The organism is Myxococcus faecalis, assembly GCF_050039385.1.
GTDB classification, from domain to species: Bacteria; Myxococcota; Myxococcia; order Myxococcales; family Myxococcaceae; genus Myxococcus; species Myxococcus fulvus.
The window spans coordinates 6,530,569-6,549,411 of record NZ_CP144336.1; the positions used below are offsets into that span (position 1 = coordinate 6,530,569).

At 70.9% G+C, this 18,843-nt stretch carries 13 protein-coding genes; 6 read left to right on the top strand and 7 right to left on the bottom strand.

The features are described 5' to 3' along the window. The first annotated feature begins 4 nt into the window (after positions 1 to 4). A complete protein-coding gene (locus tag VZQ01_RS26175) occupies positions 5 to 1,828 on the top strand; it encodes a sensor histidine kinase (RefSeq protein WP_426744982.1) in 1,824 nt (607 codons plus the stop codon). Beyond that, complete coding sequence (locus VZQ01_RS26180) at positions 1,825 to 2,529, top strand: response regulator transcription factor (protein WP_223747102.1); 705 nt, start codon at positions 1,825 to 1,827, stop codon at positions 2,527 to 2,529. The genes VZQ01_RS26175 and VZQ01_RS26180 overlap by 4 nt, the downstream gene beginning before the upstream one ends. Positions 2,530 to 2,535: 6 nt before the next feature. Here the strand turns inward: VZQ01_RS26180 and VZQ01_RS26185 are convergent, their stop codons facing one another. After that, entirely contained in the window at positions 2,536 to 3,450 is a 915-nt protein-coding gene (locus VZQ01_RS26185; RefSeq protein ID WP_426744983.1) for a hypothetical protein, read from the bottom strand. Beyond that, a complete protein-coding gene (locus tag VZQ01_RS26190) occupies positions 3,447 to 5,282 on the bottom strand; it encodes a protein-arginine deiminase family protein (RefSeq protein WP_426744984.1) in 1,836 nt (611 codons plus the stop codon). Before VZQ01_RS26190 ends, VZQ01_RS26185 begins: the two co-directional genes overlap by 4 nt. A gap of 163 nt (positions 5,283 to 5,445) precedes the next feature. Here VZQ01_RS26190 and VZQ01_RS26195 point away from each other — a divergent pair, with 163 nt between their 5' ends. Next, positions 5,446 to 7,050: a DUF1800 domain-containing protein gene (locus tag VZQ01_RS26195; protein ID WP_426744985.1), complete on the top strand. Its 1,605-nt coding sequence runs from the start codon at positions 5,446 to 5,448 to the stop codon at positions 7,048 to 7,050. Between the two features lie 28 nt (positions 7,051 to 7,078). On the opposite strand, the gene VZQ01_RS26200 is transcribed toward VZQ01_RS26195, so the two are convergent. From VZQ01_RS26200 to VZQ01_RS26215, 4 genes are all read right to left on the bottom strand, one after another. After that, a complete protein-coding gene (locus VZQ01_RS26200) occupies positions 7,079 to 7,657 on the bottom strand; it encodes an imm11 family protein (RefSeq protein ID WP_426744986.1) in 579 nt (192 codons plus the stop codon). Between the two features lie 2 nt (positions 7,658 to 7,659). Beyond that, on the bottom strand, positions 7,660 to 8,982 hold the full coding sequence (locus VZQ01_RS26205) for an AHH domain-containing protein (RefSeq protein ID WP_267699432.1): 1,323 nt from the start codon (positions 8,980 to 8,982) through the stop codon (positions 7,660 to 7,662). A gap of 246 nt (positions 8,983 to 9,228) precedes the next feature. Further along, positions 9,229 to 14,199: an alpha/beta fold hydrolase gene (locus VZQ01_RS26210; protein WP_426744987.1), complete on the bottom strand. Its 4,971-nt coding sequence runs from the start codon at positions 14,197 to 14,199 to the stop codon at positions 9,229 to 9,231. Between the two features lie 165 nt (positions 14,200 to 14,364). Further along, positions 14,365 to 15,285 (bottom strand): LysR family transcriptional regulator, encoded by a 921-nt coding sequence (locus VZQ01_RS26215; RefSeq protein WP_426744988.1) that lies wholly within the window; start codon positions 15,283 to 15,285, stop codon positions 14,365 to 14,367. Between the two features lie 104 nt (positions 15,286 to 15,389). On the opposite strand from VZQ01_RS26215, the gene VZQ01_RS26220 reads away from it, so the two are divergent. The 3 genes from VZQ01_RS26220 (at position 15,390) to VZQ01_RS26230 (ending at position 18,314) form a co-directional block, all read left to right on the top strand. After that, on the top strand, positions 15,390 to 16,094 hold the full coding sequence (locus VZQ01_RS26220; protein ID WP_426744989.1) for a type 1 glutamine amidotransferase domain-containing protein: 705 nt from the start codon (positions 15,390 to 15,392) through the stop codon (positions 16,092 to 16,094). Between the two features lie 138 nt (positions 16,095 to 16,232). Continuing rightward, on the top strand, positions 16,233 to 17,471 hold the full coding sequence (locus tag VZQ01_RS26225) for a DUF1501 domain-containing protein (protein ID WP_267699436.1): 1,239 nt from the start codon (positions 16,233 to 16,235) through the stop codon (positions 17,469 to 17,471). Between the two features lie 51 nt (positions 17,472 to 17,522). Continuing rightward, positions 17,523 to 18,314 carry an alpha/beta hydrolase gene (locus tag VZQ01_RS26230; protein WP_426744990.1) on the top strand — a complete coding sequence of 264 codons (792 nt, stop codon included), beginning with the start codon at positions 17,523 to 17,525 and terminating at the stop codon, positions 18,312 to 18,314. Positions 18,315 to 18,334: 20 nt separating this feature from the next. Here VZQ01_RS26230 and VZQ01_RS26235 read toward each other — a convergent pair whose 3' ends face one another. Further along, positions 18,335 to 18,775: a CBS domain-containing protein gene (locus VZQ01_RS26235; protein WP_426744991.1), complete on the bottom strand. Its 441-nt coding sequence runs from the start codon at positions 18,773 to 18,775 to the stop codon at positions 18,335 to 18,337. Positions 18,776 to 18,843: the final 68 nt, after the last annotated feature.

Consider the following 18,843-nt stretch of genomic DNA (forward strand, 5'->3'; position numbering starts at 1 on the left):
GACGATGCTCCGCCGGCTGCTGCCCATGCTCGTCGCGCTGGTGCTCGGCCTCCTCGGGCTCGCCTGGGGACTGGGCTCCCTGCACCGCATCTTCGCCGAGGAGCGCGAGGACGCCCGGCGCTCGCTCGACTCGCGGCGCGAGGCCCTGGAGCAGTACGCCCGCGCGTCCCTGACGCAGACGCTGAGGGACCGTCTGGAGGCGGCGCGGCCCGCGCTGGAGGCCGCGGTGACGGACCCGCTGGCGCCCGCCACGGGACTCTATCTGCGCGAGCGCGGCACCCAGGTGCTGCCCCGGCTGGCGCTCCACGACACCGGCGAAGACGCCCCCGCGAGCGAGCGGTACGCGCGGCTGCGCGCGGGCACCGAGGTGGCGGAGGACAAGGACGACCCATGGGCGGAGCGGCTCGCGAGGACGCGCGCGGTGGAGACGGCGCTGGCCCGAGGCGACCGACGCGCCTCCACGGTGGCGCTGATGGCGCTGCTCCAGCACCGCTCGCAATACGTGCTCGCCTCGACCCGGGATGTGCCCGGTCTGCTCGTGGTGCTCGAAGCCCTGGCGGAGAAGGGCGACCCGGTGCCGCAGCTCATGCAGGCCCTGGTGCGCGAGGGCCTGTCGGACGGCCGCGGGGGCCGGTTGGACGGCTTGCAGCGCCTGCTGTTGTCGCGCCGCTCGCGCTTCACGCCCACGGACTTCCAGTTCCTGCTCACGCGCGTGGCGACGCTCTCGTCGAAGGTGGGCGCGCCTGTTGAGGACTTGCGGGCCCGCGCGAGCGAACTCGTGAAGAGCCCCTTGCCGCTGCCGGACTCGCTCCCCGGCCCGGCCCTGGTGCGCGCGGGGTGGTACCTGGAGCCGCGCGGAGGCAACCAGGTGCGCGGCGTGGCGGTGGACGCGGGTGTGCTGCTCGCGTCGCTCACGCGGGAGATGCGCGAGCGCGGGCTCCTGGACGTCGAAGGAACGGTGAAGCTGCTCGGTGACGCGCCCGTGGTGGCCGTGGACGCGCTGCCCTTGTCGGTGGTGACGCCCGAGTGGGGCCGCGCCGAGACGGCGCTGGAGCGGCGCTACCGGCTGAAGACGGGCATGGTGCTGTTGTGCGCGGGGCTGGCGGTGGGCATCGCCGCGCTGGCCTTCCTCGCGCAGCACCGCAAGTACCGCTTCCTGGAGCTGAAGAGCGACTTCGTGGCCACGGTGTCCCACGAGCTGCGCACGCCGCTGGCCTCCATCCGCCTGCTCGCGGAGACGCTCGAGTGGCGGCTGGCCGAGGGCGCCGAGGCGCGTGACTACCCGGGCCGAATCGTCCGCGAGGCGGACGGCCTGGGCTTCCTGGTGGAGAACCTGCTGTCCTTCAATCGCATCGACAAGGGCCGCTGGGTGGCGCGGCTGGAGCCGGTGCGCCTGGAGGAGCTGGTGGCGCTGATGCGTCGTGACTTGGAGGCCTGGTCCAAGGTGCCGGTGGAACTGGAGGCGCACGTGGGCGAGCTGTCCCTGCGCGCCGACTCCCAGCTGCTGCGCCTGCTGCTCTCCAACCTCGCGCGCAACGCGTGCGCCTACAACACCCGGCAGCCGGTGCGCCTGCGCGTGGAGGCGCTGCCCGGCGGGCGCGTGCGCTTCTCCGACAACGGCGTGGGCATTCCACCCCAGGACTGGGAGCGCGTCTTCGGCGAGTTCGTCCGCCTGCCCGGCCAGGGCCGCGAGGTGCCCGGCAGCGGCCTGGGCCTGGCGCTGTGCCGCCGCATCATGCGTCTTCACGGAGGCACCCTGCGCGTGGTGGCCTCCAGTCCTGAAGGCACCACCTTCGAGCTCTCGTTTCCTCCGACTGCGACGATATGAACCCCACCCAGCCCACCATCCTCCTCGTGGAGGACGATCCGAACCTGCGGCTCGCGCTGCGTGACAGCCTGGAGCACCAGGGCGGCTACGCCGTGGAGGAGGCCTCCTCCGTGCGCGAGGCCCGCGAACACCTCTCCCGCGGCGCCTTCCAGCTCATCCTCCTGGACGTCATGCTGCCGGACGGCGACGGCTACTCGCTGTGCCGCGCGCTGCGCGAGGAGGGCGTCGGCACGCCGGTGTTGATGCTCACCGCGCGCACGCTGGAGGACGACGTGGTGCGCGGCTTCGAGGCGGGCGCGCAGGACTACCTGGGCAAGCCCTACCGGCTGCGGGAGCTGCTCGCGCGAGTGGGCGCGCTGGTGCGCCGCGCGGGAGGCGCCGCGCCCGCCAAGCAGGTGCGCTTCGGCGGCTACCGGATGGACCTGGACCGCCGCAAGGTGGAGAACCCCGACGGCGCGAGCGTGGAGCTGACGCGCACGGAGTTCGACCTGCTGGCCTTCCTGGTGAAGGAGCGCGAGCGGGTGCTGCGCCGGGACGATATCCTGGACGCGGTGTGGGGGCGCGACGTCGTCGTGGACCCGCACACCGTGGACAACTTCGTCTCCAGCTTGAAGAAGAAGCTGGGGTGGAACAGCGCCTCGCGCTTCGCCATCCAGACGGTGCGCGGGGTGGGCTACCGCATGGAAATCGAGGCGCCCTGAGGTCCCTCAGCGCAGCGGGTTGTTGACCACCTGCCGCTCCAGGGACTCCAGGCCCGCGCGCTGCGCATCCGGCGTCCGCGTCCGGGCTGTCTGGACGAGCGTGAGCGTCTCCGGCGCGTCCACGCGCAGCACCGCCTGGGTGAGGGCGCGCTGGGTGTCTCCCGAGTAGTCCGTCCACGCGTGGACCAGGGCCTCCGCGGCCATGCGGCGCACGGCGCCTTCCTCCTCGCGGTGCTTCACCTGCGGCGTCTTCCAGGCCCACGCGGAGCCGATGTCACCGAGTGCCTGCGCGACGCGGCGGGCGACCTCCGGCTCGGGCCGTGCCGCGAGCGCCTCCGCCAGCCGCTGCGCCACCGTCAGCCTGCGGCAGGACCCCATGGCGCGCAGCACCGTGAGCCCGCGAGTGCCCGACTCGCCAGACAGCGTGATGAGCAGCGTCGCGGCCTCGTCCGACTCCAGCTTCGCCAGCGCGGTCGCCGCCGCACGGCGCGCGGGACGTCGGGTCTCCGGACCTTCGAGCAGGTGCTTCCACAGGGGCAACAGCCGCGCGTCCCGCAGCTCGCCGGTGGCTTCAATCATCCCCACTTGAAGGGCCAGCTTCGCGGAGTCGCGCTCGGGCTGGGGTGCCTGCCCCGTGTCGAACGCGAGCCGCTCCACCATGGGCCACAGTCCTTGGGGGCCGAGCTGGCGGAACAGCGGCGCGACGGCGGCGAGTGTCCCGCGCTTGCGCGCATCCCAGACGCCCACCTGGGCGACGGCCGCCTCCAGCCGCGTGAAGGCCTCGGGCGTCTGCTGCCGCGCCTTCGCCACCTCCTCGCGCAGCGCGCCCAGGCCGTCCGTCTGCGCGAGGGCGGGCAGGGTGAGCAGCATCAACAGCAACGACACGGCGGCGCGCGGGCCGCGTGACAGCGAGGCGCTCATCGACCGCCCTCCCACCACTTCACGGGGGACGGGACGCGCGCGGCGTTCGTCGCGCAATGCACCTCACCACCCCCCACGTGGTAGAGGTCCCAGGTGTCGGACCAGTGCACGCGGATGCCGTGCGGTGCCAGGGCCTGCTCCAGTTGCGCCTTGAAGAGGTCCTTCCCGTCGATGACCGGGCCATGCGGGTCCGGCGCGATGACGAGCGAGCGGGACACCGACAGCAGGTTCACGGTGCCAGGCTGCAGCGCCGTCGCGCCGTTGGTTGAACCCTGGAACAGGAAGGGCACGCGGACGACCTCCGCGTCGGTGATTCCCGTCTCCTCGCGGAGCACGGCCAGTTGCTCCTCGATTTCGAGCGCGGCCATCGCGTTGGTGTCCATCACCCCGGCGTGGTCCAGCAGCGTCGACACCGTCATCTCCGCCGGCTGCTCCATCACCCAGCGCTTGCCCTCGAAGAGCTTCGCCTCGCCATGTCCGCGCGCCTGCGCGTCCATCAGCATGCGCCGCGCCAGGGCGGGGTCGGCCACCAGGGCGACCCAGCCGCGCGGCGAGTCCACCGGCAGGAAGCTGACCGTCTCATCGACATGCGCCACGGCGAGCCACGACGTGTCCAGGTACACCACGGGCTGGACGGCCTGCGCGTCGAGCATCCGCGTGAAGCTCGGGTCCAGCTGGAAGTCGGGCTCGGAGTCGGGGCCCCGGCCGCGCAGCAGCCGCCCCAGCGGATACTTCACGCCGTCCTTCTCGTAGGGTGGGATGACCTCCGTGTTGCCCATGGAGTTGAGGGTCTGCGATTCGGGCGACAGGCCCGACTGGTACTGCTGCACCGCCGCCTGGTCCCGGCCGCGCAGCCAGTAGACGATGCGGCCGGCCTCGCGCAGCGGCACCGGGCGCTCGCCCGCGTTGACGTTGGCCGAGCGGAGGTTGACCTGGATGACGTGCTGTCCGCCGCCCTCGGTGGGCAGCGCCATGTACGCGGGCTCGAAGTAGTCCTGGGCCCACAGGTCATCCACCGCGAACTCGGAGAAGAGCGTGGGCTCCCTCGAGCTGACGAGCGCGCCGCCCAGGTCCTCGCGGAAGCGCGCCGACGCCTCGGTGTCCAGGCGCGACACGTAGACGTTGCGCACCGGCGTCAGGTGATGGAACAGCACCACGGGCGCCACGCGCATCATCACCGTGTCCCGGAACAGCTCCTGCGGCCGGTCCACGTGGTAGATGGTCAGCGTCACCTCCACGCGGCCATCCCACACCGCGGCGTCCCGGACGATGTCGTTCGCCTCGATGGCCAGGTCCACGCCCTCGCGCAAGTCCCGGGCCGACAGCGGCAGCACGTTGGCGATGCGGAACGACAGGAACTCCCCATCCATGCGCTTGAACAGACGCACCTTGTCCGAGCCCGCGCCCGTCACGGACACGCTGCCCACCGCGTAGCTTGGCGCTCCGGGCCACGGCGCGACACGCAGCCGCGCGAGGTCCTTCAAGTCCTCCTCGCCGTTGACCTCGGTGTCCTGGGAGTCGTTGCAGCCGGCGAGCTGCTCGTCGCTGAGCTGGGTGAAGGACGGACTGAAGGGACAGGCCTTCTGGTCGTCGTCGATGTTGGCCAGGAAGATGGCGCCACGCTCGGCGCTCCAGGTCTCCTCGCCGGCTTCGTCCCGCTCGTCGACCACGCCGTCGCGGTTGACGTCCGCGAGCAGGTCCACGTGCGGCTCGAACGGCGCGGTGAGCCGGTCCGAGTTGCTGCCGGTATCACCACCGGAATCGAAGAGGGCGGAGCACCCGCCGAGCATCACCAGCGAGAGCAGCCACCCCAGGGGCGCGGGGGTCTTCATCGTTGGCCTCCATACGAAAAGCAGCGGGGCTCGGGTACAAGCAACGGTTGGTGCGAGCCAGCAGGTGTTCAGGAGGCAAGGGATGTTTGACAGGGTGGGCGAGCAGGCATCTCGGAGCGCGGGTCGTAACCTCGCGCGTGCTCGTGGGTTCTCGGAGGCAGCCATGCGCCTCGTGTCCCTCGGTTTCCTGTCGGCCTTGCTGCTCTCATGTGCGAGCACTTCACACCCGGCGCGGAGTGAGGCGCCTATCGAGGACTTCGGACCGGGCGCGGAGGTGCACCTGCTGCAGCGATGGGCCTTCGGTCCGTCGGCGCGGGAGCTGGCGGAGGTGCGTCGCCTGGGCGTGCGCGGTTGGGTGGAGGCGCGGCTCGTGCGTCGGGACGCGCCGATGTCGCCGGCGCTGGCCGGGAAGCTCCAGGCCCTGCCCACGTTGGAGATGTCGATGTCCCAGCTGCTCGACGCGTACCCGAACCGGAAGGAGCGGGAGCAGGCGCTCCTGGCTGGCCGCGAGCTGGAGCGCCCGGCGCGAATCGGTGCGGAGCTCTCCGCGGCGAAGCTGCTGCGCGCCGTCGAGGGACCGAATCCGCTCGAGGAGGTGCTGGTGGACTTCTGGTTCAACCACTTCAACGTCTCCGCGGACAAGGGCGTGGTGCGGTGGATGGTGACGTCGTACGAGCGCGACGCCATCCGTCCGCATGTCTTCGGGCGCTTCCGGACGTTGCTCGGCGCCACGGCGCGCCACCCGGCGATGCTCGTCTATCTGGACAACTGGAGGAGCACGCGTGACGGCATGCCGGAGCGGGGCCGCGCGCGGAGGGACGTGGAGGACGAGGGCGAGGTGGAGATGGACGCCGAGCCCAGGCCGGGGCTCAACGAGAACTACGCGCGGGAGCTGCTGGAGCTGCACACGTTGGGCGTGGAGGGCGGCTACTCGCAGACGGACGTGCGCGAGGTGGCGCGGTGCTTCACGGGGTGGAGCGTGAAGAAGCCGCGCGAGGCGCCCCAGTTCGTCTTCCGTCGTCGGGCGCATGACCCGGGGGCGAAGCGTGTGCTGGGGCAGGAGTTCGCGGCGGGAGGTGGGGAGGCGGATGGGGAGCGGGTGTTGGACGTGCTCGCGCGGCATCCGTCCACGGCGCGGCATCTGGCGACGAAGCTGGCGCGGCGCTTCGTGTCGGACTCGCCGCCGCCGGCGCTGGTGGACCGGTTGGCGAAGGTGTTCCTCGACACGGACGGGGATTTGTCGTCGGTGTATCGCGCGCTGTTGGACGCGCCGGAGTTCTGGGCGCCCGAGGCGCGTGGGGCGAAGGTGAAGACACCCTTCGAGTTCGTGGTGTCCGCGTTGCGTGCGACGGGGGCGGAGGTGCAGGTGCAGCCCCGGCTGGTGCAGGCGGTGGCGAAGATGGGGGAGCCCCTGTACCGGGCGCCTGCGCCCACGGGCTTCCCCGAGGTGGCGGCGCCGTGGGTGAACAGCGGCTCGCTGGTGGCGCGGCTGAACTTCGGGTTGGACCTGGTGTCCGGCAGGATGCCTGGAGCGCGCGTGGTGATGGAGACCGTCGCGTGGCCCGCAGCGCCCACGGCGGAGGCGTGGCTGGAGGCGCTCGGGCTCGCGCTCCTGGGCACACCGCCGTCGGAGGAGACGAAGGCGACGGTGCTCGACGCGCTCTCCCGCCGGAAGGAATCGGCGAGCGCCGAGGCGGAGCGAGGGCCCGTCGACGTGGCCCTCATCGCCGGCCTGCTGCTGGGCTCACCGGAGTTCCAGCGGCAGTAGGGGCCGCTCGTGCACGAGGTGGGACGACTCAAACCTCTTCGAACTTCGCACCGAAGACACCATTGGCCTCCAGTGCCTCCTTGAGCTCTTCGTCGACGATGATGGGCGTTGGCCATCCCCACAGCCGGAACACGCGCGCCTCACCCACCTTCGCCCTGTCGATGCGCAGTCCGATGACGGACCGGTACTGCCCGACAAGCTCCGCGTGCAGTGGCTCATCCGCAGTGATGCGCTGTACCTCTCGGCAGGCGGCATCATCGATGCCTCGAATCTCCCGAGCCACGTTCAAGATGAAGTAGGGCTGGGATTGCCCCTCGACATCGACAGGGAAGAGCTGCACGTCATCCGAAGCCAGTTCCCGGAAGATGGACGCGACACGCTCCGCGACAATGGGGGTCAACCCCGTACCGGCGAATGCGATGTCGAGAGGCTCTCCCGGTTGTTCGACCGGGACTCGCAGCCGCTCTTGAAGCCCGACAGGCTTTCCCTGCCCGAACATCCAAGGGTCTTCGAGCGGCTGGCCCCGGGCATCGACCAGGTCGTCCAAGCGCCAGCGTCCGCCCTTCAGGTAGACATCCATCTTCATGCTGAAGAAGCGTCGTTCCATGTCTATTCCTGGGACCCCTTCGTGATGAGGGTGCGCAGCACGGAGCCCTCCCTTACGAGTTCCCGAGCAATCTGGGCAAGTTCTTCCACCAGCAACGCCCGACAGCGCGCTGTTCCCCGGCACTGTCGCGTCATGCGCTCGATGCGCTCGAAGACGGCCTCGTGGTACTCGCGCGGGTGAGGGCCCTGGTGCCCTTTGATGCGCACGAGGTTCGCGGGGTCATCCAGCTTCATCCCCGCACGCTTGAAGACGCGTTCGAACTCCGGAGTCCAGGGGCCGCCGTTCACGTCGGAGACCGTGTTCTTGTCCGTGCAGATGTGATGCACGTTGCCTTCGGCGTCCCCCTGGATGCCCCCGACAGCGCCCACCATGGGGGCCGTCCCCTCTCCAGCTCCCATCGCGGTCGCGGCGACCGCGGTGGGCGCGAGCGTCACGTTGAGGACTCCGGCCGCGGAGACGGAGATGGCCTGGACCTCTCCGCCCAGCGCTCCAGCGAGCAGGAAGCCCCCTTCCAGTGGGGCGCGGCTCGCGGCCTGCGCGAAGCCCGGCAGCCTCGGGCCCTGGGCCGCCATCGCGCTCCTTCCTCCGAGCGCGGAGAGGGCAACCACCACCAGGACCCGAGCCCCGTTGTCGCCCAGCACCTTGCCGAAGCGATGTCCGGCTCGTGCCAGCTCCTCGACGCTCATCGCGTCGCGGGACTCGTCCATGAGGTGCAGGAAGCCCTGCCCGAGGTTCCAGACAGGCCCCGTTCCCAGGTAGGCAATCAGGGATGCGGTGAGGGCGACGGCCACCAGCTTCGTGATGGGCTCCGGCGCGACGAGCATCACGAGCGCCGTCCCAATCATCGTCGTCACCATGGCGCGCAAGGCCGCGGCGTTCACCATGTCCCGAATCGCTTCCTCGACGCCGTCCCAGACCGTGTCGAGGGCGAAGTAGAGCGCCATCATCCGCCGCTCCATGGGCCCGAGCGTCAACCCACCGGCAAGCATGCCCATGCAGGTGAGAGGCTCTTCCTGGCGCTGACAGATGCGCTCGTACGCGGACTGGGACTGCTGCCCGTGGACACCATCGACGAGCCCGCCAGACGAAGCGAGCAGTGCGCGTGGGTCTCCTTGCTCCATCTCGCGGAACGCGACATCCAGCTTCATGTCGAGCACGAGCTGGGTGACCGCGTGCTTGAAAGCGTCCTCGTCCATCTCGACAGGCGCGGACTGGACGGGCGTGTAGGAGATAAGCCCTCCGCGCCCCGTGTCGAGATGGACAATGCGAGTCGATGCACACCCACTCGCAAGCAGCAACAGCGCGACAACGCTTGAAGCTCTCATGTGACCCCCGGATTCGACCGCCAGCGAAGCGGCGAGCGAACCGGGGCATACCAGTTGCCACTGACGTCCTCAGAGATGCATCATCACTCATTCAACCTCGAAGGTTCATGGCCTTCGTGGTCGATGACCGGCTGCAGACACATCGAGGCCGTGGTCCCACCAGTCACACAGGCGCACATGCCCGCTGAGGCGGGCACACCGGGAAAGTGGGCTTGTGCCGGCGCCGCGCCTCGAGCGGTCCGGCCGTCACTCCGCGGACGCGCCTTGCTGGAACCCCTCCCTCTGGGGCTTGAAGGGCGAGGTGCCACCCACGAGTTCATTCCGGGGCGGAGGGTTGCTCGTGGGGCACTCGACGCCGGAGAGGTAGTCGAGCCCGTGGAGGTCGTGGTTCTGGAGGAAGCGGCGGATGAGGTCGGCCATCTCCTCGGGACGCTCCATCAGGACCAGGTGGTCGGCCTCCCGGATGGTGGTGAACAGCGCGCCGGGAATCGTCGCGGCCAGGTTGCGCACATGGGCTGGCGGAGTGAGCGGGTCGAACTCGCCGGTGAAGGCGAGGACGGGGCGCTTCAGGATGCGCAGGCTCGGGTCCCGGGCCTCGGCGATCAACCGGTTCTGCACGTCGGCGTAGCGAAGCGCCTCGCGCGGTGTGACGGCATGGAAGGCCTTCTCCACCAGCACCCGCGTGGCCTCCGCTTCACGCACGTGGTTGCGCGGGTCCTGGTTCATGGTCGCCTCCACCAGGCCCTGGACGAACGTGTCGAGCTCTCCCTCCAGGATCTGCTCGGCGCGGATGTCGATGCGCACGGCGGACTGGTCGGGAAGCTCCGTCGCCGCCCCCACCAGGATGAGGCGGTCGATGCTGTCCGGATAGCGGTGCGCGAACTCGTAGGCCGTCGAACCGCCGTAGGAGATACCGATGACGTTGATGCGCGGATGGCCCAGGTGCGCGCGCAGGTGCTCCAGACAATCCGCGAGGAAGTCGAAGCCGAACTCCGGCGCCAGGTCGTCCGCCACGCCCGTGCCGGGCAGGTCCGCCATGATGAGCGTGCCGAGCGGATGCAGCAGGTGCTCGAGCTTCGGCAGCGCATACATGTCCTGGAAGGCGCCGCTGATGATGAGCAGCGGCGACTCGATGAGCGGCTTCTCGGGACCCGGCACCACGCGGTAGGCGTAGCGCAGCCCCCGGAAGCTCACGAACTGCGTCTCGGACGTCGAGTCCCCCGCGAGCAGCGCCGCGAGCGCGTTGACCGTGCGGCAGCGCAGCACCTCCGCCCACCGGACCTCGCGCTCGAAGGCCGTCTCCAGTGCCCGGTGCAGTTGCGCCAGTTGGATGGAGTTGCCGCCCACATCGAAGAAGTCGTCGTCGACGCCGACGTCGGGCTGTCCGAGCGCGTCGGCGAAGAGGCGGCGAATCTTCCGCGTCGAGTCCGTCGCTTCCACCACCGGCTGGATGGCCTCGGTGGCCTCGGCCGCAGAGATGGAGACCGGAACCCCCGCCGCGTCCACGATGCGAATCGGCGCGAGGGAGATCTTCGCCAGCTCGACATGGCGCGAGGCGCCCCGAGCGACGATGCGGCGCAGCGCGCGCGGACGGCCGTCCAACCTCGCGCGGAAGTGATGTCCTCCCGAAAGGAACCCGACCCAGCTGACGGTGTGCGGCGCGGCGGCGGCGATGGCCAGCGACTCCAAAGCCTGCGCGGGCTCCATGATGGCGTGGCCTCGCGCCGCGGCCTGCCCCGTCACCTCCAGGTCCGCGGTGCGCTCATCGCGCCAGTAGCTCCAGCCGATGCTCTGGCAGACAGGCGCGTCCGCCGCCCCGCGGCTCTGTGCGTGACACTGCTCGGCGAAGGCCTCGAGCGTGGCGTTGCCGGCGGCATGCGCGCCCTGGAGCGCCCCGCCCACGGCGCCGACGACCGAGGAGAACAGGATGAGGCGACAGCCGGGGCGTTGCTTCGCGACGCGCCACAGACTCCATGCACCCGCGAGCTTCGGGTCCAGCGCGGCGGCCAGGTCTCCGGGCGCGAGCTGGAGCAGGGTCTTCTCCGCGTAGTGCCCCGCCAGGTGCAGCATCCTGTCGACCGGCCGCGACCAGTGCGCCTCCGCCTGCTCGATGGCGGCGCGCACGGCGTCCGCGTCTCCGACGTCGACGGCGCGATACAGCACCTCGCCTCGACTCCGCAGCGCCGCCAGGGCCGCGCGTGACACCTCGGGCAGGCCCGCCTCGGGCGTACGGCCGAGCAGCAGCACCCGGGCCTGGTACCGGGTGACGAGCCACTCGGTGAGGACCCGACCCACGTGACCCAGCCCCCCGGTGATGACGAACAGGCTGTTCGGCTCGAAGCCGGGCACGTCGATGAGCGAGCCCTCCGCGTGCGTGGGCACCATCCTCGCCACGTGGCGACCCTCCGCCCTCCAGGCGACGAGGGGCTCGACGCTGAGCGCATCGACCTCGGCCAGGATGCGGCGCGCGTTGCCCTCCGAAGCTCCAGCGGGCAGGTCCACGTGGCTCGTGCGAAGCCAGGGCAGCTCGAGCTGCGCGGTCGCCAACAGGCCGCGCAGGGGCGCGTGATGCACGGCGACCTGGTCGTCCTCACCGACGCGCAGGCTGTGGCTGGCGATGACCTTCAACAGCACCTGCTCGGGCCGCTGCGCATCGAGGGCACCGAGCAGCGGGACGAGCCAGCCACACGCCCGCAGGCAGGCCTCACGCTGCGCCTCGAAGGACTCGGGGACGCCCATCGCGGAGGGCGCGGAGAGGTGGAGGATGTGTCGGGGCAGCAGCCCCTCCTCGCGCAGCTGCTTGAAGAGCTGGAGGTGGTGGACCGGGTTCTCCACATCCAGGCGATAACGGCGCGGTCCCTCTTGGATGAGCCCGGGCGTCGAGGCCGGGATGAGGGTGACATGCGGCTGGTCGCGACGCTCCAGCTCCTGGCGGAGGGCCTCACCCAGTCGCGCGTCATCCTCGATGAGGAGCGCCACGGAGGTCCGCTCCGCGCCATGCACGTCGGTGTCCAGCGGCGCCGCGGGCCAGGTGGTCCGGTAGAACCACGCGGGCAGCCGCTCGTGCGTGTCCGCGCGAGGCTTCGCCGCCTCCAGCTTCGCCGCGTAGCGACTGGCGAGCTGCGTGCGCTGAATCTTGCCCAGGTCCGTCTTGGGGATGTCCGCGCGCTCGACGGGGACGAGGTGGTGGGGCTGGACGCCATGGTTCCTGGCCACCGCGGCGCGGATGCTGCGCAAGGCCTCCTGCTCGTTCGTGCCCGGCAGCAGGTGGAAGAAGAGCGCGAGCTGGTCCGTCGACGCTCCACTCAAGCGGAGCGCACACGCGGCGGTGAACGAGCGGTCGATGAACGGCAGCTCCTCCACGGTGGCTTCAATCTCGTGGCCGAAGTGGTTGGCGCCGTTGATGATGATGGTGTCGCGCGAGCGGCCGGTCAGCGTCAGGCGCCCGTCGCGCAGGAAGGCGCGGTCCCCGGTGCGGAACCAACCATCCTGCGTGAAGGACTCGCGGTTGACGGCGTCGTTGTCGACATAGCCGCGCAGCACCGACGGCCCCTGAATCTGCAGGGCGCCAATCTCCCCCTCGGGCAGCACCTGGTCCTCGTCGTCCACGATGCGCAGTCGCACGCCCGGGATGGGCGGCCCGAGCGCGACGACGGAGTCCTCATCCGACGACGTGGAGAGGTTGAAGTCGGAGTGGTAGGTGACGCCCGACGAAGTCTCCGACATCCCCCATGCCGGCCATATGGCGGAGTCGCGCAGGCCGTGGGACGAAAGGGCCCGCAGGAACTCCCGCGCCGTCCTGGAGACGATGGCCTCGCCCCCGTTGACCAGGATGCGGACCCGGGAGAGGTCCCACCGCTGCGCCGACGGCTTGCGGCCCAGCTCACCGACAATCAACCCGAAGGCGAAGTGGGGCGCCCAGCTCAGCGTGGCGCCGTGGCGCTCCATCCAATCGAGCCAGCGCAGGGGCTCGCCGAGGATGAGCTGCGTGGGGACATGCACCTCGGCGCAGGAGGAGAGGATGTCCCGGGTGTGGACCATCGCCAGGCTGCCGCCGTGCTCCAGCGGCATCCAGTGGAAGGACACGTCCTGGGGGCCCGTGTTCATCACCCGCGCGGTGCCACGAGCCTCGGTGAGGATGGCCTTGTGGCTCAGGGGCACTGTCTTGGGCGTGCCCGTGCTGCCGGAGGTGAACAGGAGCAGCGTGATGTCGTCGGGCGTCGCGTCCAGGTGCGGCTTCGCCGGCTCATGGCGGGCGAGCTCCTCGACGGTGGCCGTCCTCACCGTGTGGCCGTGGCTCGTGGCGAACGCCTGGAGTGAGGCCTGCTGCGAGGCGTCGATGAGGACGAGGGGCTCGCGCAGCGCCTTCCAGGCCGCCAGCAGCTTGCTCACCCCGGGAATCCCCTCGGCGTACTCGGCGGGAGTCGCGATGGGCGCGGGCACCAGGCCCGCGAGGATGCAGCCCCAGAACGCGGTGATGAAGTCGCGCGTCCCCGGCAACTGGAACATCACCCGCTGGCCCGCCGTGAGCCCCTCACTCCGCAGCCCTCCGGCGACTCGCAGGGCCCTCGACAGCAGCTCGCGGTAGGTGTCGGTCCGCTCCACGCCCTCCGCCTCGACGTGGACGATTCTCTGCTCCGGCGTCCGCGCCACCGCCGCGAGCAGGACCTCGGTCAACGTCCGCTCCGCGCCAGAAAGGGCCGGGCCACCGTCGGCGAGCGCTTCCCGGACCGAGTGTCCGGCAGTGCTCGTCGCGATGGCCGGAAGGTTGCTCCGGTCAACCATGGAGGAGGAGTCCGGCGCGCGTCGGAGCCTCAAGGCTCCGGGCGTGGAGTCCGCGTCGCCGACGGACACCTGGAAGTGTCCGGAGCCCAGCAGGGCGTCGACGACGCGTTGGCAGTGCATGACGAGTGTCTCGTCGAGCACCGCGAGGCCCAGGTCCTCCAGGTCACCTGGACGTCGCGAGGGCGGCAGGGCATGGACGAGGACGATGTCCAGGGGCCCGAGCTGTCGAGGACAGTGGGCGCGCAGGTGCTCGAGGACGGCTTGCTCGGTCAGGGGGCCTCGGGTGGCCACGTGGACCCGGAACCCCTCCTGGGCCGTCCCCGAGCTGGCGGTGCGAGGGGTGACGACACAATCCGCGACGGTCCTCATCTTCAAGACTGCGGCGCGAACGACGGCCTGCGTTTCGGGGTCCTGGTTCGACGACAACCGCATGGGCGCTCCCCCTCGAAGAATTTTGAGGGGGGATGGATAGGCAAGGCCTTGGGCACCGCCTACCGGTCCTGGCGTACGAGGCGGGTATCCGTGATTCCTTTCCAGACACGGCCGCTCCGCGCCCCGTCGGAGATTCGACGCTCCAGCGGGCCGTGACAGAACCCTTCATGCACGCTGGCCACGTCTGTCCTTCGTCAAGAGCCAGTCGCGGACCGCGAGGAATCGCGCGGTGGGCGCGGCGGCCTTGCGCCAGGCCACCCAGAGGGTCCCCGAGGGACGACGCGCTGCGCGTCGCGGTGCCTCGAGCGCTGCGACTCGGCCCTCGCGCAGTGCCGGCTGGACCAGGTAGTCGGGTAGCACCGCCAACCCCACGCCCGCCTCCACCAGCGCGAGCATCTCGTCGAGGTTGGCGATGCGGCAGACCACCTGCGTCGGCAGCGGCTCCTTCGCGCCGAAGGCCGCGCGCCACCAGGGCAGGAGCATGGCCAGGTCCGAGTCGAAGGCGACGAAGCGATGCGCGGCGAAGTCGCGGGCGCTCCTCGGTGTCCCCCAGCGCTTCAGGTAGCCGGGGGAGGCCACGGCGACGAACTGCTCCTGGGCCACCGGGTGCAGCTCCAGACCCGGAGCCTCGGGCAACAGACCGACGATGCCCAGGTCCAGCTCGCCGTCGAGGAGCCTGCGCGCGACGCGGCTGGGGACATCGAAGCGGACGTCCAGTCGCAGCTCGGGATGCGCGGCCAGCAGGGACGGCAGCCGCGGGCGCAGCCAGTAGCGGAAGAAGGGCCAGGGGCCGCCCAGCGCCACCTCGCCGCGCACCACGCGATGCGTCTCGGAGGCCTCCTCCACGGCGGCGTCCAGCGCGGGCAGGTGCTCTCCCAGTCGAGCGACGAGCGCCGCTCCGGCGGAGGTGAGCCGGGCCCTGCGCCCCACGCGCTCGAACAGCGCGACCCCCGTGTGTCGCTCGAGCGCCTTGAGCTGCTGTCCCACGGCGGACGCGGTGATGCCCAGTCGCGCCGCGGCGGCGGCGTGGGTCCCCGCGCGGCTGACTTCCCACAGCGTCCAGAGGGCTTCGCGATTGCCAAGCATGGCTTGAGCTTATGTGAAGAAGCCCTCGGTTTTCTGGGCGGACCTCCAGGCGTATCCCTTTCGCCGTGGGGCCCCTCCTCGGGGGCCCGCGAGGGAGCCGTGTCATGGAAGAGATGCTGACCGCCGTGAAGGTCCTGTTGATTGTCACCAGCCACTCGCAGTTCGGGGACACGGGAGAGAAGACCGGCTTCTGGCTGGAGGAGCTGGCCGCGCCCTACGAGGCGTTCGTCGAAGCGGGGGCGCAGGTGGACATCGCGTCCCCGGAGGGTGGCGCCGCGCCGGTGGACCCTCGCAGCGAGAAGGAGCAGACCGAGTCCACGAAGGCGTTCCTGTCGGACGCGCAGGCGAAGAAGAAGCTGGCGAACACGCTCAAGCTCGCGAAGGTGAAGGACTCGTACGACGCGTACTTCGTCGTGGGCGGGCACGGCGTGATGTGGGACCTGTCGAAGCACGCGCCCACGCACAAGCTGTTGTCCGCCGGGTACGCGCGGGGCGCGGTGGTGGCGGCGGTCTGCCACGGGCCCGCGGCGCTGGTGGGGGTGAAGGGGCCGGACGGGCAGCCGCTGGTGAAGGGCAAGCGCGTGGCGGGCTTCAGCAACGCGGAGGAGAAGGCGGCGAAGTTCGACGCCATCGTCCCGTTCGCGCTGGAGACGCGGCTGAAGGAACTGGGAGCCCGCTACGAGTCGGGCCCGCTGTGGGAGAGCTTCGTCGTGGCCGACGGCCGGCTCGTCACCGGGCAGAACCCGGCGTCGTCCGCCGCCACCGCGCGCGAGGTGCTCCGCCAACTGCGCGAGAAGAAGCAGCCCTGACGGAGGCTCGAGGCGGCTCCACCTGAACGATGTGCCGTCATGGGGGCGGAGGTGCGCTCGTAACCTCCGGACCGAACGGGTGTTGAATGGGCGGACCTCGCCGCCTCGCGGGGCCGACCACCCTGGAGTCCCAGCCGCATGCCCCAGTCCCTCTCTCGACGCCGTCTGCTGCATGCGCTGGGTCTGTCCGGAGTGGGGCTCCTGTTCACGCCAGGTCTCCTGCGTGGCGTCCAGGCGGGCACACCTCCTTCACGGCGCACGTTGGTGACGGTGTTCCTCCGGGGCGGAGTGGACGGACTCTCGCTCGTCCCGCCTGTCGAGGACGCGGCCTACCACCGCGCGCGCCCCTCGCTCGCGCTGAAGTCCACGGGCGAGGGCGCCGCGCTGCCCCTGTCCTCGCCCTTCGGCCTGCACCCACGTTTGGAGCCCCTGCTCCCGCTGTGGAAGGAAGGACAGCTCGCGGTGCTGCACGGCGTGGGACTGCCCACCCCGGTCCGCTCGCACTTCGATGCCCAGGACTTCGTGGAGTCCGGAACGCCGGGCCGCAAGTCGACGCCGGATGGTTGGCTCAACCGCGCGCTGGGCTCCGAGGCGCAGGTCCCCTCCGCGCCGCTGCGCGCCGTGGCGCTGCAGTCCACGCTGCCCCGAGCACTCTTTGGTGACGCGGGCGCGCTGGCCATGGGGCGACTGGAGGAGTTCCGGCTGCGCGTGGGCAACCGGGGAGCACGGGCCACTCGCGGCTTCGAGGCGCTCTATGCCGGCGCCGTGGACGACGCGCTGCGGACCACGGGGCAGGGCGCCTTCGAGGCCCTCTCGCACCTGGACGAAGAGCAGCTCGCCCGGCTGCCGCCCACCTCCGGCGCCGAGTACCCACGCGCGCCCCTGGGCCAGCGACTGGCGGACATCGCCCGGCTCATCAAGGGCGACGTGGGCCTGGAGGTCGCCGCCACGGAGATGGGCGGCTGGGACACCCACGCGGCGCAGGGCGCGGCCACGGGCACCTTCGCCAATCGCTGCGCGGAGCTGTCCGGCGCGCTGTCCGCCTTCGCGCGCGACCTGGGCCCACGGCTCGAGCACGTGACGGTGGTGGTCCTGACGGAGTTCGGCCGCACCGTGCGGGAGAACGGCAGTCGAGGCACGGACCACGGCGTCGGGAGCGCGATGCTCGTGCTCGGCGGCGGTGTGCGCGGAGGTCGGGTGTACGGGCGCTTCGAGCCCCTGACCGCGGACCGGCTCCAGGATGGCCGGGACGTGCCCGCGTGGACCGACGTGCGCGCCCCGCTGTCCGAGGCCCTGCGCGCCTGCCGCCCCGGCGTGGACCTGACCCGGGTGTTCCCGGGGTACACACCCGGCACCGCGCTGGGGCTGTTCACATAGCGCGGTCCGGAATGGGGCAGACTGGGCGGGGCCATGGTCCGCCTCCGCCGCATGCTCACCCTCCTCCTCTCCGTCTTCGCGGTCCTCTACGTCGCGCTGTGCGTCGCGGCCTTCGTCTTCCAGCGCTCGCTGCTCTTCCCCGCGCCGAAGGCCGCCACCCTGCTCCCCGCGGCGCACGGCTTCAGCCGTCTGCCGTTGAGCGCAGGGGCCTACGTGGACCTGCTCCAGTTGCCAGGGCCCGAGGGCGCGCCGACCGTGGTGCACTTCCACGGCAACGGGGAGCAGCTCCTCGACCAGCTCGACCTGGGCCTGTTCCTCCAGGCGAACGGCCTGGGCTTCCTGGCCGTCGAGTACCCGGGCTACGGCGCCTCCCCCGGAGCACCCTCCGAGCAGGGCATCTACGCGGCGGCGGAGGCCGCGCTCGCGCTGCTGCGCACCCAGGGGGTCCCGCCGGAGCGCACGGTGCTCAGCGGCCGCAGCCTGGGCACGGGCGTCGCGGTGGAGATGGCGCGCCGGGGCCATGGCGCGCGCATCATGCTGGTGGCGCCCTACACCTCCATCCCCGACATGGCGGCGACGATGCTGCCCTTCCTCCCCACCTCGCTGCTCGTGAGGGACCGCTTCGACACCCTGTCGAAGGCGCAGGGGCTCGACCTGCCGGTGCTCATCATCCACGGTGAGCAGGACACCCTCATCCCGGTGGAGATGGGGCGCCAGCTGGGCACCCGCTTCCCTCGCGCCACGGTGGTGACGGTGCCGGACGCGGGGCACAACGACGTGCTGGAGCGCTCGGGGCCGGACCGCGTGCAACGCATGGCCGCGTTCGCGCTCGGCGGCGACTGAGGCTCCAGCGCACGCCGTCGTCAGTGCACCTGCGACGCGGACTGCGTGTCGATGGAGACCTCGCGCATCAGCTCGGCGGTCTCCTCCGCGCCCAGACGCTTCACCAGGTCCGCCTGCGCCACCATGCCGCAGACGGTGTTGTCGTCGTCGAGCACCACCATTCGCCGCACCTGGTTCTGCTCCATCAACGCCAGACAGTCCTCCAAGGGGGTGTCGCGGTACACGGTGGCCGCGGGCGCGCTCATCGCCGCCGTCACGTCCAGCATGTAGGGGTCCTTCCCCTTGGCGATGATGCGGCAGGTGATGTCCCGGTCCGTGATGATGCCCAGCGGCCGGTTGTCGGCGTCGATGACGGGCAGGGCCCCGCAGTCACACTCGACCATCCATCGCGCCGCCTGTTCGATGCCCGTGTCGGGCAGACAGGTGACGGGATTGGCGGTCATGGCTTCTTCGACCTTCATGGCGACCTCCCAGGGAGAATGAGTCTCCCCAGGAAGGTGCGCCTCGAGGTCCCAAGTCGCGGCGGGCA

Bases quoted from the DNA above. Each gene is read 5' to 3' on its own strand.
- VZQ01_RS26175 (WP_426744982.1), top strand. From the start codon at position 5: ATGCTCCGCCGGCTGCTGCCCATGCTCGTCGCGCTGGTGCTCGGCCTC.
- VZQ01_RS26180 (WP_223747102.1), top strand. From the start codon at position 1,825: ATGAACCCCACCCAGCCCACCATCCTCCTCGTGGAGGACGATCCGAAC.
- VZQ01_RS26185 (WP_426744983.1), bottom strand. From the start codon at position 3,450: ATGAGCGCCTCGCTGTCACGCGGCCCGCGCGCCGCCGTGTCGTTGCTG.
- VZQ01_RS26190 (WP_426744984.1), bottom strand. From the start codon at position 5,282: ATGAAGACCCCCGCGCCCCTGGGGTGGCTGCTCTCGCTGGTGATGCTC.
- VZQ01_RS26195 (WP_426744985.1), top strand. From the start codon at position 5,446: ATGCGCCTCGTGTCCCTCGGTTTCCTGTCGGCCTTGCTGCTCTCATGT.
- VZQ01_RS26200 (WP_426744986.1), bottom strand. From the start codon at position 7,657: ATGGAACGACGCTTCTTCAGCATGAAGATGGATGTCTACCTGAAGGGC.
- VZQ01_RS26205 (WP_267699432.1), bottom strand. From the start codon at position 8,982: ATGAGAGCTTCAAGCGTTGTCGCGCTGTTGCTGCTTGCGAGTGGGTGT.
- VZQ01_RS26210 (WP_426744987.1), bottom strand. From the start codon at position 14,199: ATGCGGTTGTCGTCGAACCAGGACCCCGAAACGCAGGCCGTCGTTCGC.
- VZQ01_RS26215 (WP_426744988.1), bottom strand. From the start codon at position 15,285: ATGCTTGGCAATCGCGAAGCCCTCTGGACGCTGTGGGAAGTCAGCCGC.
- VZQ01_RS26220 (WP_426744989.1), top strand. From the start codon at position 15,390: ATGGAAGAGATGCTGACCGCCGTGAAGGTCCTGTTGATTGTCACCAGC.
- VZQ01_RS26225 (WP_267699436.1), top strand. From the start codon at position 16,233: ATGCCCCAGTCCCTCTCTCGACGCCGTCTGCTGCATGCGCTGGGTCTG.
- VZQ01_RS26230 (WP_426744990.1), top strand. From the start codon at position 17,523: ATGCTCACCCTCCTCCTCTCCGTCTTCGCGGTCCTCTACGTCGCGCTG.
- VZQ01_RS26235 (WP_426744991.1), bottom strand. From the start codon at position 18,775: ATGAAGGTCGAAGAAGCCATGACCGCCAATCCCGTCACCTGTCTGCCC.